The following is a 14,356-nucleotide window of genomic DNA, read 5'->3' on the forward strand; positions in this document are numbered from 1 at the left end:
ATTCCGATGCGATTTTCATTCAAAGTAAAGGTGCTAGTGACTTACTCCGACATTGTTGGGACTTTAAGTTTACTCGTAACAATCACGGGTTTGTTCTTGTGATTGAGGGCGGCGCAAACCGCCCTTTTTCTTTTTTGCTTAGGTTAGGGGGCGTTCAGTAGTATTAGATTACAGAGGCCGCTCATGATAAAGTAACTTCAAAAGCGATCTGGAATTATGTCCAATTGGGATCAGGCTATCAAATGCAACGTGCGGCATACATATTTAGCTTTATAATTTTTGCATTCGGCCTCCCCGCCCACGCGCAAGATGCTGATGAACAGCAATTCGTCATGGCGCTGATGCACTCGATGAACCGCCATTCCATCACCTATAACCGCGAGGTCTGTGGCTATGTCTTTCGCGATCAAGCCGGGCGCTTGTCCAGTTCGAAATCCAGTTGGGGCGGGCGCGACAGTTGCGCGATTATGGATGCGCCTGCGGGGATGCGGATTATCTCGTCTTGGCACACCCATGCGGCTTTTGATCCGCGCTATGATAATGAGGTGCCCTCCATGATTGATGTTGAGGGCGATATGAGCCGTGGCACGAATGGATGGGTCGCCACCCCTGCGGGGCGGTTATGGTTCATTGATGGCGAGACGGGCGTGATGCGTCAGGTCTGCGGCGAGAATTGTCTGCCCGCAGACCCAAATGTTGTCTCAGACCAACATCCCGAAGCGGCCAAAACCTATACGCTCGATCAGCTGTATCGCCGCTTCGGGGGTTAGGGCCTATTCCGCTGCGTCCAGATAATCTGTGACGGGCGGGCAGGTGCAAATCAGATGCCTGTCGCCATATACATTGTCCACGCGGTTCACGGGCGGCCAATATTTATCAACGCGGAAGGCCCCCGCAGGGAAGCAGCCCACCTCGCGGCTATAGGCGCGCTCCCATGGGCCAACCAAATCTTCGACCGTATGGGGCGCATGGCGCAAGGGGCTGTCTGCGGCGGCGATTTTGCCCGCCTCGACATCGGCAATCTCGGTACGAATGGCGAGCATTGCATCACAGAAGCGGTCAATCTCCGCCTTGGTTTCGCTTTCGGTTGGTTCAACCATCAATGTGCCTGCCACAGGCCAACTCATCGTGGGCGCGTGGAACCCGTTATCCATCAGACGCTTGGCGATATCATCGACCGTCACCCCCGCGTCGGCAAAAGGGCGACAATCAAGGATGCATTCATGCGCGATATGCCCGCCCTGCCCCGTGAACAGGATCGGATAGGCATCCGATAGGCGCTTGGCGATGTAATTGGCATTGAGAATTGCGATTTTGGTGGCCTGCGTCAGACCTGCCCCGCCCATCAATTTGATATAGGCATAAGAAATCGGCAAGATCGAAGCTGAACCATAGGGCGCGCCCGACACTGGCCCTTGGTCGCTGTCCAATTCTGGATGTCCCGGCAGATAGGGGGCAAGATGCGCCTTCACGCCAATCGGCCCCATCCCTGGCCCGCCACCACCATGTGGAATGCAGAAGGTTTTGTGCAAATTCAGGTGGCTCACATCTGCCCCGATCTCACCGGGTTTGGACAGGCCCACCATGGCGTTGAGGTTCGCACCATCCAAATAGACTTGGCCCCCATGGGCATGGGTGATCTCACAAATCTCGCGCACCGTGCCTTCAAACACGCCATGGGTGGACGGATAGGTGATCATGCAAGCAGCCAGACGATCACCCGCCGCCTCGGCCTTGGCTCGGAAATCTTCAAGATCAACATCGCCGTTTTCCGCAGATTTGACCACAACCACATCCATTCCCGCCATCTGTGCAGAGGCAGGGTTGGTGCCATGCGCGGAAACAGGGATCAAACAGATCTTGCGGTGATGATCGCCGCGCGCCTGATGATAGGCGGCAATGGTCAAAAGGCCTGCATATTCACCTTGCGCACCCGAATTGGGCTGCATCGACATCGCATCATAGCCTGTGATCTCGCACAGATAATCCGACAGGGCCGCCAGCATTTGCGCATAGCCCTCGGCCTGATCTTGTGGCGCAAAAGGGTGCAGCCCGCCAAATTCGGGCCATGTGATTGGCATCATCTCGACCGCGGCGTTCAGCTTCATCGTGCAAGAGCCAAGCGGGATCATGGCACGATCCAGCGCCAAGTCACGATCCGACAGGCGGCGCATATACCGCATCATCTCGGATTCCGCGCGGTTCATGTGGAAAATCGGATGGGTGAGATACTCTGTTTCCCGCAAGAGCGCGTCAGGGATAGATGGCGCTTCAACCACATCCAAAAGCGGCGTGCCAAACGCCTCACAGACCGCGGCCAAATGGGCTTCGGTTGTCACCTCATCCACGGAAATACCAATCCGATCTTGGCCAACATCACGCAGGTTGATCCCCCGCGCCACAGCCGCCGCCATGATCCGCGATTGTTTGGCCCCGACCTTGACTGTGATCGTGTCAAAATAGGTTTGTGTCAGCGGCGCAAAGCCGCCCGCCTCAAGACTTTTGGCGAGACGCGCTGCGTGCAAATGCACCCGCTGCGCAATCGCGCGCAATCCGCGTGGGCCGTGAAACACCGCATAAAGCGAGGCCATGACGGCCAAAAGCGCCTGCGCGGTGCAGACATTCGAGGTGGCTTTCTCGCGGCGAATGTGCTGCTCGCGCGTCTGCAAGGAGAGGCGATAGGCACGGCGCCCCTGCGCGTCAACCGATACGCCAACAAGCCGACCCGGGATGGCCCGCTTATAGGCCTCGCGACAGGAAAGGAATGCTGCGTGCGGGCCTCCATATCCCGGCGGCACACCAAAGCGTTGCGCTGAGCCCACCGCAATATCTGCGCCGATCGCCCCAGGCTCGCGCAGAACTGTAAGGGCCAACAAATCCGTGCAAACAATCGCCACGGCATTTGCAGCATGCAAGGCCACAACTTGCGCAGATGGATCATAGAGATCACCGAATGTGCCAGGATATTGGAAAATCGCACCAAAGACCGCGCTTGCGTCCATATCCTTCGGATCGCCCACAATCACCTCAATCCCCAAAGGTTCTGCGCGGCGCTGCATGACGGCAATATTTTGCGGATGGCAATTTTGGTCGATGAAGAAACCACGCGCCTTTGATTTTGCAACGCGCTCGGCCATCACCATCGCTTCGGCGCAGGCGGTGGCCTCATCAAGAAGCGAAGCATTGGCAATCTCAAGACCCGTTAAGTCAGCAACCATCGTCTGAAAATTGAGCAGGGCCTCAAGGCGGCCTTGGCTAATCTCGGGTTGATAGGGGGTATAGGCCGTATACCAAGCAGGGTTTTCCAAGACATTGCGTTGGATCGCAGGCGGGGTATGGGTGTTGTAATACCCCTGCCCAATCATCGAAACCATGACCTTATTCTTGGCTGCAATCTCGCGCATATGCGCCAGCAATTCCGCCTCAGACATTGCCGCCCATTCAAGTGGCTTGGTCTGACGAATATCCTTCGGCAATGTTTCATCAATCAGCGCATCCAAATCTGGTGCACCGATCACCTCTAACATCTCTGCCATTTCGGCAGGGGAAGGCCCGATGTGGCGGCGATTGCCAAAATCGGTCGGATCATAGGTTTCACGCATCCATTTTGTCATGTCTCACACCTGCTCGGGGGGCTTATTCGCCAATGAAATCTTTGTATTCATCCTCGGTCATGTAGGCATCGACAGCAGAGAGATCGTCTACCTGCATCTTAAAGAACCACGCCTCACCGGTGGGATCGTCATTGACCAAAGAGGGGTTATCAACCAAGGCGTCATTGACCTCGACAATCTCACCATCAAGCGGGGCCAAGATGTCAGAGGCCGCTTTGACAGATTCAATAACCACCACCTCATCACCCTTCGCGGCTGCAGTCTCAAGCTCTGGCAATTCTACGAAAACCACATCACCCAATTGAGTGGCCGCGTGTTCTGTGATGCCGACCACAACCAGATCACCATCGACCAACAACCATTCATGTTCTTCTGTGAAACGCATTTGGATGTCTCCCTGTCTTATCGTTTGTAGGATGTTTTGAAGAATGGCAGATCAACCTGCCGCATAGGATGTCGTTTGCCGCGCAACTCGCCCCAGATTGGCGCATCTGCATCCGTGTCAGATTGCACCAGCGCCATCGCAATAGGGTGACCTAGGCTTGGGCTAAACCCGCCCGAAGTGATCTCGCCGATTTGTGTTTGGCTTGTCTCTGACAAAAACAGGGGCACGCCGCCGCGCATCGGCGCGCGCCCCTCTGGCACAAGACCGATCCGTTTGCGCGCAGCTTCGCCCGCAAGATGAGAGGCAATTACCCCAACACCCAAATACCCGCCTGCCTTGGCCCCATCGGGGCGGCGTGATTTGGAAATGCCCCAAGACAAGCCAGCCTCAACAGGGGAAATAGTTTCAGAAAGATCGTTGCCATATAGGGGCAGGCCCGCCTCCATCCGTAGACTGTCACGCGCCCCCAAACCAATGGGCGCGACCTCATCCATCGCCAATAGTGCGCGGGCGAAGGCATCGCAGACGGCCACAGGCACGGAAATCTCAAACCCATCCTCGCCCGTATAGCCAGAGCGGCTCAGCCACAGATCGGAACCCTGCCATGTCAATCTGCGCACATCCATAAAGCGCAGTGTCGCCACATCAGGCAGCAGACGCGCAAGCGCGCTTTCGGCCAGTGGCCCCTGCAAAGCCAAAAGGGCACGGTGACTGATGACCTCAAAACCCGCTAAATGTTTCTCAAACAGTGCCAAATCCTCAGCGCGGCGCGCGGCATTGATCACGATAACGAAAGAATCTGCGTAGCGCGCGATCATGAAATCATCGACCAAACCGCCCGCCTCATTGGTAAGGAACCCATAACGCTGGCGGCCTTCTGCGAGGCCTTCAACCTCAATGGGCGCGATCCGCTCAAGTGCCGAAGCTTGATCTAAGGGCAGCCGCACCTGCCCCATATGCGAGACATCAAACAGTCCCGCCTTTTCGCGCGTCCAAAGATGTTCGGCCATCACGCCCGCAGCATATTGCACGGGCATAGAGTAGCCCGCAAAAGGCACGAATTTTCCGCCTAGCTCTGCGTGAAGCCCATTAAGTGGTAGTTCCAAAAGCCCCGTGGTCATCAACCCTCCAACACCCCGAGATATACTCGGAATCGGTTACGCCGAAAAATCGGCTGTCGATGCCCCCTCTGTCCTTTCGCCTGAGATCGTTATCCCTTCGGCGGATGCGCAATACCGCATCACTCTCCAGAGTTTTCTCACATACAGGTTCTTTTGCCTGAGAGTTTACCGGGGCGGTTGCTCCTTCGGCCTTGTGCAAGCGGCACAATGTCTCCCTGCATGTAGTGTTATCATAAGTAATGCCGCGCAGGGCATCAAGAACAATCGCACCATTTACGACTATTGCGCCGCAAAAAACGGCAGAACCTTCGCAGAAGCAATTAAAATTGTCCGATTTGGATTTTCTCCGCCTCAAGGCAACTGCGCAAATTACGGGCAATCTCAACCGCCTGCGGCGTATCCCCATGCAGGCAGATTGTATCAATTTGTGTGGGGATGCGGGTTCCATCCTCGGCAATAATCGCGGCCTCCTGCAACATCGCCAAAATGCGTGCCGCGACCTCCTCTGGATCATGGATCACCGCGCCTGCAATTTTGCGATCTTGCAGGCGGGCATTTGGCAAATAGGCCCGATCCGCAAAAATCTCGCGCGCGATTGGGGCACCGATGGCAAGGGCGGCTTCTTCCTGCTCTGTGCAAGCAATCACCAAAACGATCAGGTCAGGATCAGCCCGCAACGCCCCTTCATAGGCGGCGCGTGCAAGGGTCGCATCATCAGCGGCCATGTTGGCTAAGGCCCCATGCAATTTGACATGGCGCAAGTGCCCCCCCGCCGCGCGCGCCATCGCCATGGCAGCGCCTGTTTGATAGGTCACCATATTGGCCACCTCTGCATAGCTCATCTGCATTGGGCGCCGTCCAAACCCTTGCAAATCAGGAAACCCCGGATGCGCGCCTAGGCCCACGCCACGCGCCACTGCGGCTGACATGGATTTTAGCATCTGATCGGGATCGCCCGCGTGAAAGCCGCAGGCGATATTGGCCGATGAAATCACATCCATCATCGCCGTATCCGCACCCATTGGCCAAGGGCCAAAACCTTCGCCCAAATCGGCATTTAGATCGACCTTCATCCCTCGTCCTCCCCTGCGGTGACACCGCTGATCAATTGCATTGCCAGAAGATCACCCGCCTCGCGCAGGTCACGCAAAACTGGCTTACACATGGCCCCAAGTTGTGCGCGCGCAGCCTGTGCGGCCCGCTCAATCTCTACCGCCTCGCCATGGCTGATCATTTGAAACATGACCTCGGCCCCGCTGGAGAGTTGCGCCAAGCGCGGCAAATCACAAGGCAGAACCTGCGCGATCCGTGGATAGCCCCCGGTCGTCTGGCTTTCGGCCATCAAAACATAAGGTGTTCCATCGCCTGTGATCTGGATATCCCCCTCCATCACAATATCAGAAAGGATATTGCGCGCGGCCTCAGGTGCGAAATTAGGCGCATCGGGCGCGGCTAAGCGCACCCCCATCCGATTGCTGCGCGGGTCGCGCGTGAAACTTGTATTTTGAAACGCCGCCAACAGATCAGCCCCGAACATATCACTTTGTAGGGTCGGCAAAATGCGAATGACACCGCCTGCACTGCGCTCTGCCACATCTAGGGACAGGCCTGCGCGGGTCGCGGAGGATGCGCCAAAGGGCAGTCCCGCCCCCGCGCGAATTGCCGCGCGCAGGCCTGCGGCCAAATGCGTCCCGCGCCCCTGCAAGATCAATGGTGGCTCAAATCCGCCTGATATGTGCAGATACCCATAAACACCGCGCATGACGGGCCCGATCTTCAGTTTCGCGCCCGCAGGCACAGCATGGGTCGCGTTCCATGCCAAAGCACGCCCATCCAAATCCGCGCGCATCTCGGCGCCCGTCAGCGCAATGACGCAGTCGCGGGTCGCACTAAAGACACCGCCGAACCCTGCCATCTCTAACGCCGCAAGGTTGGGTGATTGCCCTAACAAGGCCGCGCCTTCTGCCATCGCCAAAATATCTATCGCCCCGCCGCGCGACACACCTTGGGCGACATAGCCGTACCACCCCAAATCCTGCACAGTCACGGCAGGCCCTACTTGGTGAACAAGAAACGTTGCCGTCATGGCAGCGCCCGCCGCACAGCACCGCCATATGGCGCGGCGGCACATGACGTCTCAAATTCTGCCTCAGAAACAGGCCGAAGTGCAATTTCATCTCCCGCTCGCAACATAAAGGCGGGGTCACGCGCGGGGTCAAACAGGCTAAGACCCGTTTGACCAATATGCAGCCAGCCCGTTGGCGATGGCACAGAAAACAGAACAATCTGGCGGATTGCTGCAACCAACGCGCCTTTTGGCACCTGCGGATTTAGGGTTGCCTGTCTGGGAAAGTTCCAATTGGGTGGCAACTCTCCCAAATAGGGCTGTGACGGCGCAAACCCGATTGCCTGAACCCGAAGCGGGGTTGCACACAACTCTGCAACCGCCTCAGCCTGACTGACACCTGCGAGCGAACAAGCCTGTTCGAATTCTGGGCCATATGCACCGCCAAAACAGGCAGGCACCTCCCAAACTGTGCGCCCCTGAGGCAGGGATGCAGCATACCAATCGCGCTGCGTAAGAGCCGCCGCGAGATCCGCGCGGAGTGCTTCAGGGGATACCAGCAGCGGGTCATACCGCAGAAGGACGGATTGCAGGGCGGTTGAGACCTCCAAAACCCCCGCCAGACCTGCGGCAATCACCTCAGCAGCGAAGGCAAGGCTTGCGCGATTGCCTGCTTCGTTCAATTGATCGCCAAAGCGCACAACCAGTCCAGCATAACCCGTCTGGCAAATCTCGGGGAATTTTGGCGGTTTTGCGGCTTGCGCGTTCACGGGAACCTGAACCTTTCTATTTGCCACCCCAATGGTGATTAGGGTGGCATGAAAAAGGCCGTGCTTTCAACAGGCGCTTACAGCGTGGGCTTGTTTTGCAACAACTGCAAAAGATCGGCCATTTCAGGCCCGCGCTCGCGCCCTGTCACAGCTTTGCGCAGCGGCATGAAAAGGGATTTCCCCTTGCGTCCCGTGGCCTCTTTCACCGCGTTCGTCCAGTTCGACCATGCCTCTGGCCCGTAGGGTGGCTCAGGCAGCAGGGCGAGGGCCTCGGTGATGAATGCTTGATCCTCTGCGTCAACCAATGGGGCCGCACCATCACGGCACAGCTGCCACCACCCCGCCAGATCATGCAGCGTGGTGATGTTTTCACGCGTCACCTGCCAGAATAGGGGCGCGAGATCATCTGGCACCCCCGCCGCCCGCACCGCATCTGCCACCACGCTTAAATCTTGCGCCGCCAGAATGCGTGCGGTCAGCGGATATAAATCATCAACATCAAATTTTGTGGGGGCCGCGCCGAAATGCGCCAAATCAAATCCAGCAGCCAAGTCATCAAGACTGCTTACAATCTCAACAGGTTGGGAGGATCCAAGCCGCGCCATCAAAGACAACAACGCCATAGGATGCACCCCTGCCGCGCGCAAATCGCGCAAGGCCAAAGTGCCAAGGCGTTTCGATAACGCCTCACCCTGCGGGCCTGTCAAAAGTGAATGATGCGCGAAGTTAGGCGCAGCAAAGCCAAGGGCCGCCATAATCTGGATTTGTGTCGCTGTGTTGGTCACGTGATCCGACCCGCGCACGACATGGGTGATGCCCATATCTGTGTCATCGACCACCGAGGCCAATGTATACAAAAACTGCCCATCCTGACGGATCAAAACAGGGTCAGACAGGCTGGCCGCGTCAATCGACAAATCGCCCAAAATACCATCCGTCCACTCGATCCGTTCTTGATCAAGCAAGAACCGCCAAACGCCCATACCACGCTCGGCGCGCAACGCATCGCGCTCGGTCCCGCTCAATTTGAGCGCAGCTCGATCATAGACGGGCGGCTGCCCCATATTCAGTTGTTTTTTGCGCTTAAGGTCGAGTTCTGTGGGCGTTTCAAACGCCTCGTAAAATCGTCCTTTGCCGCGCAAATCTTGGGCCGCGGCCTCGTATCGATCAAGCCGCGCCGATTGGCGCTCCTCCTGATCCCAAGTCAGACCCAGCCACTCCAAATCTTCGCGGATCGCATCCGCATATTCCTGCTTTGAGCGTTCGGGATCCGTATCATCAAGGCGCAAGATAAATTTGCCGCCTGTGCGCCGCGCAATCAGGTGATTGAACAAAGCCGTGCGCAGGTTGCCAACGTGCAAATAGCCAGTTGGGGACGGCGCAAAACGGGTGACTGTTGTCATGCTCAAAACCTCCTGTGTTTCAAGCGCCCCGTGTTTCACAGCCCATCAGATTTGTCCATATCGCTGCGGGTGAGATGTTGCGAAATCCCATTAGCGAAAGCTTGGGCCGTGACACCACAAGGTCAGCGAATGGCGCGTTCCTTTGGTGACGGGCGTCACCCGATGCAACATGAAAGACGGAAACATGACCGCATCCCCACGCCCGCGCGCGGCAGTCACAGTGTGGTTGCTTGGCATGATCTGCAAATCCCCCCCCTGATATCCCGCACCTGCATCAAGTTGGATGACAATGGTTAATTTGCGCCGCGCGGCCAATCGGCCATCCCCAATATCGGAATGCCAATCGAAATGGCCTTCGCGGCTGCTGTCATATCGGGCAACCTGTGGGCTTTCGGAAAAATCGGTGATGTCGAAATCAAACATCTCACGATTGGCCACGCGCACCAGATCAATTGCGCGCTCGGTCACCCATTCGCATCCCTCAACCTCGTCCAACCAAACCAGATCCGCACGGCGCACATTATGGTGCTGCGCTTGTCCCACCAGTTTCGCATCGCGGGTGGGGGTAGACGCGATCTGATCCAAAATACGCAGACATTCAGCCTCGGTGAATGCCGCGGGGGCAGCGTAAACATCAATCATGTCAGAAACCCATTGCACCACCCTGCCCCGACCCCAATGATCGGCAGGCGGCACCATTAAGCTATGTGCAAAATCCTACGGGTTTGGGAAGCCCCAAAATGATCCTCACAATTGATCAAGCCGCGCCAAATTGGCCTCGGCTGTCTCGAGGGTTGCGGCGCGTGTATCGGCATCCATCTTCGCCCAAACGCGATACATTTGCGCCATACGCGGATTTTTTGCGAATTTTTCTTCGTTTTGGATCAAGAAATGCCAATACAACGCATTAAAGGGGCAGGCTTGCGCCCCAATTTTTTCTTTCACCTTATAGGCGCAACGCCCACAATGATTTGACATCTTATGGATATAATTGCCGCCCGAGACATATGGTTTTGAGGCCACAATGCCGCCATCGGCGAATTGGCTCATCCCAATCACATTGGGGGCTTCGACCCATTCAAAGGCATCAGCATAAACCGCCAGATACCATTCATGCACCTCTTTGGGATCAACCCCCGCAAGAAGGGCAAAATTCCCCGTCACCATCAAGCGTTGGATATGGTGCGAATAGGCATGGTCACGCGTTTGCAGGATCGCATCCCGCAGACAGGCCATATCCGTGTCGCCCGACCAGTACAACGCAGGCAAGCTACGGCTATGCCCAAGCGCGTTGCGCGATGTGTAATCTGGCCCCTCAAGGAAATAAATGCCGCGAATGTATTCACGCCATCCAATAATCTGGCGAATGAACCCCTCGACCGAATTTAGGGGTGCCGCTCCTGTGCGGTAGGCAGCCTCAGCCGCCTCACAAATCTCGCGCCAATTCAACAGACCAATGTTCAAATACATCGACAAGATCGAATGGTTCAGAAACGCCTCACCCTGCACCATTGCATCTTGAAACCGCCCAAAATCGGGGAGGCGGTTCTGGATGAAATCCGCTAACGCGACCAAAGCCTCGGCGCGGGTTGTCGCAAACCAAAATGGGCGCAAGCGGCCAAAATGTGCGCCAAATCGCGCCTCAACCAGATCAAGCACCTCAAGGACGATTTCATCTGGTTCAAATTGTGGGGGCATGCGATTGGACAGCCCCTCCTTTGGCGGCTCGCGATTCTCATGGTCGAAGTTCCATTTCCCCCCTTCAGGGTGATCACCCGCCATCAAAATCCCTGTTTTGCGGCGCATTTCGCGGTAAAAAAACTCCATTCGCAATTCTTTACGCCCTTCGGCCCAATCGGCGAATTCTGAGGCATGACACAAAAAACGATCATCAGGAAATTGATGAACGGGGATTGGGCAATCCTCCAAGGCGGCAATCACGCGCCATTCGGCAGGGGCTGTGGCAATCGCCTCTTGTGCGCCGGTTTCAGCAGCGCGGCGGATGACTTCACCCACCAAGGATTGCGCATTTTGCGCATCGTCAAGGCGGGTGTATGCGACAGTCCAGCCATCATTCCGCAATTCTTGCGCGAATTTGCGCATTGCTGCAAAGATCAAGGCAATTTTTTTAGGATGATGCGGCACATAGCTCGCTTCACCCCACACTTCAGCCATGACCACGATGTCGCGGGATTTATCTGCTTCGCGCAACGCCACGATAGCGGGACTTAATTGATCCCCTAAAATCAGGATCAAGCGGGGCGGGGAATTCACCATGGCACAGGCTCGCCTTTCCAATCGAAAAACTGGCCTGTTTGCGCGGGGCCGATCCCTGCCAAAACACGCGCGATATTCGCGGCGGCCTCCTCGGGCGCAACGGCGGGATGGCGCCCAAGATAGTTTTCGGTGAATTTTGTGCGCACTGTGCCAGGATGTAGGGCAATCAAGGCCGCGCCTTTGTGACTGCGCGCCAATTCAATCGCCCCTGTCCGCACGATCTGATTGACCGCAGCCTTTGCCGCCCGATAGCCATACCACCCGCCGGCGCGGTTATCCCCGATCGATCCCACCCGCGCGGACAAGACGGCACAGACGCCCGCGCCCTGCCGATCCATCAAGCGCGGCACATGGCGCAAGATCAAAGCGGGGCCAATGGCGTTGATCGCAAATTGCCGCGCAAGGGCGTCTGCATTGACGTGGCTTAAAGATTTCTCAGGGCCTTTGCCGTCAATCTCAAGCGCCCCTGTCGCGACAACGACCAAATCAAATGGGCCAGTTTGTGCCGCCAAATGGGCCTCGACTGTGGCAGGCGCGGTCAGATCAAAGCCGTCCTCGCGGCGCGACAGGCTAGACACCTCAGCACCGCTTGCGCGATATTGGTTAACCATTGCACGCCCGATGCCACCTGATGCGCCCACAATGAGAACGCGCTGAAATCTATTCTCTTTCATAGGGCGTGATGTAGGGGGCGACGCAGGCGGGGCAAGTTTGACATTGGGGTGAAAAAGGGGGTTTTCATCCCTGATCTTGCGCGGCATAGTCTGCGCATCATGACCAAGAACGCGATACATATCACAGCGATGCACAGCCGCCCAGCAGGCGGCCTAAACGCATTGCTAGCGCTTCTTCGTAGCCGCCTCTGAGCGTGCCAGTCGGCGCGACCGCTCAGGGGGGATTTAGCGCCGAAAGCTTCACCAAAACAAAGCATCATTGATTGACAAGGCCGCTTTGCAGATGCACAGGGCCGCAAAAGACTGGCTGGGGAGAGAACCCAATGACGAACGATAAAAACCGCGTCTTGATTTTTGACACGACATTGCGCGATGGCGAACAAAGCCCAGGCGCGACCATGAGCCATGCTGAAAAGCTCGAGATCGCAGCCCTTCTTGACGAGATGGGTGTTGATATCATCGAGGCAGGCTTTCCAATTGCCTCAGAAGGTGATTTTGCGGCTGTCTCCGAGATTGCCAAGCAAACCCAAAATGCCACGATCTGCGGCCTTGCGCGTGCGAATTTCAAAGACATTGACCGCTGCTGGGAGGCGGTTCGCCACGCCAAAAGCCCGCGCATCCACACTTTTATCGGCACTTCGCCCCAACACCGCGCGATCCCAAACCTTTCGATGGATCAAATGGCCGAGCGCATCCACGAGACAGTCAGCCATGCGCGCAATCTTTGCGACAATATCCAATGGTCGCCGATGGACGCCACCCGCACCGAATGGGAGTATCTCAAGCGCGTTGTAGAAATTGCCATCAAGGCAGGCGCGACTACGATCAACATCCCCGACACAGTCGGCTACACAGCCCCCCGCGAGAGCGCGCGCCTGATTGAGCGCCTTATCGCGGATGTGCCTGGCGCAGAGGATGTCATCTTCGCCACCCATTGTCACAATGACCTCGGCATGGCGACCGCCAATGCCTTGGCCGCAGTGGAAGGCGGGGCGCGTCAGATTGAATGCACCATCAACGGCTTGGGTGAGCGGGCAGGGAACACCGCCCTTGAGGAGGTCGTGATGGCCATGCGCGTGCGCAATGACATCATGCCCTATCACACCCGCGTGGATGCTAAGAAAATCATGCACATCTCGCGCCGTGTCAGCACAGTTTCCGGGTTTGCAGTGCAGTTCAACAAGGCGATTGTCGGCAAAAATGCCTTTGCGCATGAATCGGGCATCCACCAAGATGGAATGCTGAAATCGGCCGATACGTTCGAGATCATGCGCCCCGAGGATATCGGCCTCTCTGGGACATCGCTGCCACTGGGCAAGCACTCTGGTCGCGCGGCCTTACGCGCGAAGCTCAAGGATTTGGGCTTTGAATTGGCCGAAAATCAGCTCAATGATGTATTCGTGCGCTTCAAAGCATTGGCAGACCGCAAGAAAGAAGTGTTTGACGATGATATCATCGCCTTGGTGACAGATGCAGGTGCCATTGATGCCTCTGACCATTTGGAACTGAAATTCCTGCGTGTCATCTGCGGCACCGAAGCCCCCCAGAATGCGGATCTGGTGATCCGTGTGGGCGATGAGGAAAAAACTGTTGTGGCAACGGGTGATGGCCCTGTGGATGCCGCCTTTAATGCGGTCAAACAAGCCTTCCCACATTCGGCCCGTTTGCAACTTTACCAAGTGCATGCGGTGACCGAAGGCACCGATGCGCAGGCCACCGTATCCGTGCGGATGGAGGAAGATGGACGCATTGCAACCGCGCAATCAGCAGATACCGACACCGTTGTGGCAAGCGTTAAGGCCTATATCAACGCGCTCAATCGTCTCATCCTGCGGCGTGGAAAAGCGGGCGGCGACCGCAAGGAAGTTTCCTATCGGGACGCAAACTAAGCCAATCCTAAAATCCGCCCCACATTTGGGGCGGATTTTTGCTACAACCATCGGCGGTTTGGTAAAAACGCCCTTATTGTTCTTTACCTTACCATGGGCCTTTGCCTATATGCGGTTCAGAGGCTGATCGGCTGCTAACGGGTCAACCTCGGCTGCGT

The 14,356-nt window shown here is 56.6% G+C and carries 12 protein-coding genes and 1 riboswitch; of the genes, 2 read left to right on the forward strand and 10 right to left on the reverse strand.

From position 1 onward, the window contains the following. The first annotated feature begins 242 nt into the window (after positions 1–242). Positions 243–770 (forward strand): DUF4329 domain-containing protein, encoded by a 528-nt coding sequence (locus AAC637_RS05915; RefSeq protein WP_340302720.1) that lies wholly within the window; start codon positions 243–245, stop codon positions 768–770. 3 nt (positions 771–773) lie between these two features. On the opposite strand, the gene gcvP is transcribed toward AAC637_RS05915, so the two are convergent. From gcvP to AAC637_RS05965, 10 genes are all read right to left on the reverse strand, one after another. Then, positions 774–3,614, reverse strand: a complete 2,841-nt coding sequence (gcvP, locus tag AAC637_RS05920; RefSeq protein ID WP_340302721.1) for an aminomethyl-transferring glycine dehydrogenase — start codon at positions 3,612–3,614, stop codon at positions 774–776. A gap of 22 nt (positions 3,615–3,636) precedes the next feature. Beyond that, entirely contained in the window at positions 3,637–3,999 is a 363-nt protein-coding gene (gene gcvH / locus AAC637_RS05925; RefSeq protein WP_340302722.1) for a glycine cleavage system protein GcvH, read from the reverse strand. 17 nt (positions 4,000–4,016) lie between these two features. Continuing rightward, a complete protein-coding gene (gene gcvT, locus AAC637_RS05930) occupies positions 4,017–5,120 on the reverse strand; it encodes a glycine cleavage system aminomethyltransferase GcvT (protein WP_340302723.1) in 1,104 nt (367 codons plus the stop codon). Positions 5,121–5,255: 135 nt separating this feature from the next. Further along, a riboswitch (glycine riboswitch) is annotated at positions 5,256–5,347 on the reverse strand. 93 nt (positions 5,348–5,440) lie between these two features. Next, positions 5,441–6,193 (reverse strand): LamB/YcsF family protein, encoded by a 753-nt coding sequence (locus tag AAC637_RS05935; RefSeq protein WP_340302724.1) that lies wholly within the window; start codon positions 6,191–6,193, stop codon positions 5,441–5,443. Continuing rightward, positions 6,190–7,206 (reverse strand): 5-oxoprolinase subunit C family protein, encoded by a 1,017-nt coding sequence (locus AAC637_RS05940; protein WP_340302725.1) that lies wholly within the window; start codon positions 7,204–7,206, stop codon positions 6,190–6,192. Before AAC637_RS05940 ends, AAC637_RS05935 begins: the two co-directional genes overlap by 4 nt. Beyond that, complete coding sequence (locus AAC637_RS05945; RefSeq protein WP_340302726.1) at positions 7,203–7,982, reverse strand: 5-oxoprolinase subunit B family protein; 780 nt, start codon at positions 7,980–7,982, stop codon at positions 7,203–7,205. The genes AAC637_RS05940 and AAC637_RS05945 overlap by 4 nt, the downstream gene beginning before the upstream one ends. Before the next feature lie 50 nt (positions 7,983–8,032). After that, the gene (gene gltX, locus AAC637_RS05950; protein ID WP_340302727.1) at positions 8,033–9,358 is read right to left on the reverse strand and encodes a glutamate--tRNA ligase; all 1,326 of its coding nucleotides are present in this window, start codon (positions 9,356–9,358) and stop codon (positions 8,033–8,035) included. A 90-nt stretch (positions 9,359–9,448) separates the two neighbouring features. After that, positions 9,449–10,000, reverse strand: a complete 552-nt coding sequence (locus AAC637_RS05955) for a 2OG-Fe(II) oxygenase (protein ID WP_340244704.1) — start codon at positions 9,998–10,000, stop codon at positions 9,449–9,451. Positions 10,001–10,105: 105 nt separating this feature from the next. Next, positions 10,106–11,635 (reverse strand): cryptochrome/photolyase family protein, encoded by a 1,530-nt coding sequence (locus tag AAC637_RS05960; protein ID WP_340302728.1) that lies wholly within the window; start codon positions 11,633–11,635, stop codon positions 10,106–10,108. Next, a complete protein-coding gene (locus AAC637_RS05965; RefSeq protein ID WP_340302729.1) occupies positions 11,629–12,309 on the reverse strand; it encodes an SDR family NAD(P)-dependent oxidoreductase in 681 nt (226 codons plus the stop codon). The genes AAC637_RS05960 and AAC637_RS05965 overlap by 7 nt, the downstream gene beginning before the upstream one ends. Before the next feature lie 323 nt (positions 12,310–12,632). Here AAC637_RS05965 and AAC637_RS05970 point away from each other — a divergent pair, with 323 nt between their 5' ends. Then, the gene (locus AAC637_RS05970) at positions 12,633–14,198 is read left to right on the forward strand and encodes a 2-isopropylmalate synthase (protein WP_340302730.1); all 1,566 of its coding nucleotides are present in this window, start codon (positions 12,633–12,635) and stop codon (positions 14,196–14,198) included. Positions 14,199–14,356 lie beyond the last annotated feature (158 nt).

Source organism: Roseobacter sp. HKCCD7870 (genome assembly GCF_037830315.1).
Classification (GTDB): Bacteria; Pseudomonadota; Alphaproteobacteria; order Rhodobacterales; family Rhodobacteraceae; genus M30B80.